This is a genomic window from Cytobacillus purgationiresistens (assembly GCF_030813235.1).
Taxonomy (GTDB): Bacteria; Bacillota; Bacilli; order Bacillales; family Cytobacillaceae; genus Cytobacillus; species Cytobacillus purgationiresistens.
In genome coordinates this window covers 1-1,252 of the sequence record NZ_JAUSUB010000079.1, presented here as the reverse complement: position 1 = coordinate 1,252, position 1,252 = coordinate 1, and the positions used below count along the sequence as shown (strand labels likewise).

2 protein-coding genes are annotated in these 1,252 nt (G+C 39.3%); one reads left to right on the top strand and one right to left on the bottom strand.

The features are described 5' to 3' along the window. Positions 1-545 (top strand): hypothetical protein (locus J2S17_RS28745; protein ID WP_307480819.1); only part of this gene is annotated, 545 nt, incomplete at its 5' end. A 138-nt stretch (positions 546-683) separates the two neighbouring features. On the opposite strand, the gene J2S17_RS28740 is transcribed toward J2S17_RS28745, so the two are convergent. Further along, positions 684-1,252 (bottom strand): hypothetical protein (locus J2S17_RS28740; RefSeq protein WP_307480818.1); only part of this gene is annotated, 569 nt, incomplete at its 5' end.

Here is a 1,252-nt window from a genome sequence, read left to right as displayed (position 1 = left end):
TTTTGGGTGGGTTGGGGATTATTATTGTGTTTTTTCTACTTTCTCTTTCGATTTTTGGGTGGGTTGGGGATTATTATCATGTTTTTTCTACCTTCTCTTTTGTTTTGAGGGTGAGTTGGGGATTATTATCGCTTTTTTATCATTTATCACCCGGTCCTGGCTGCGTTAGAGATTGGCATAATTTTATAAAGTTTTTCGGAGGAGATTATTTGTTTACATATGATACTTTCGAAGTCTCAGGTTCCTTTACTTTGATGAGACCCGTATTTATTTCTTGCCTTATTATTTCTATTATTTTGTTGATCAGCATTATGGTTGCGCATTTCCGTCAGCGAAAAATGAGCTGCCTGACAGTGATTGGCATTTCTGTGATGACGATGCTGATTTCTAGCCAGCTCATATTTTATCAAGGAATTATTGTCGATGAAATCGGCTCAGGCGGTGATTCCCTCTCCTTCATTATATACGTGGCGACGGTCTGCCTTTCATTTGCAAATCCACTAATATTTTTATATCTTTTTAAAGAGAAGCAAATGACAAACTAATGGAAGTGAGTTTCAATCTATGAACGAACATTTTCAATTGGATAAGCGTTTTTATGACAAGCCGGCACCCTTTCGCTCCAGGTGAGGAGCTTTTTTGGAAAGATCCGTAAATTGCAGCACAAATGCTAAAGTATCACTTCAATCCTGATCATGATTGAGCAAGCAGGAAATTAAGAAAACTGTAAACGACATGTCTAACGTGATGCGGCTGTATTCTGGTGCAAAGCTGTTGGATATTGGCTGTGGGTCAGGTTTGAATTCTACTCTTTCTCCGCTATCTTCTCGGTTTTGTTTTATATAGGAGGGGAATCTCACTCTTTCTCCGCTGTCTTCTCGGTTTTGTTTCAGATGGGAGGAGAATCTCACTCTTTCTCCGCTATCTTCTCGGTTTTGATTTAAATAGGAGGAGAATCTCACTCTTTCTCCGCTGTCTTCTCGGTTTTGTTTTATATAGGAGGGGAATCCTACTCTTTCTCCGCTGTCTTCTCGGTTTTGTTTTAAATAGGAGGAGAATCTCACTCTTTCTCCGCTATCTTCTCGGTTTTGTTTTATATAGGAGGAGGATCTCACTCTTTCTCCGCTATCTTCTCGGTTTTGTTTTAAATAGGAGGGGAATCTCACTCTTTCTCCGCTATCTTCTCGGTTTTGTTTTATATAGGAGGAGAATCTCACTCTTTCTCCGCTATCTTCTCGGTTTTGATTTAAAT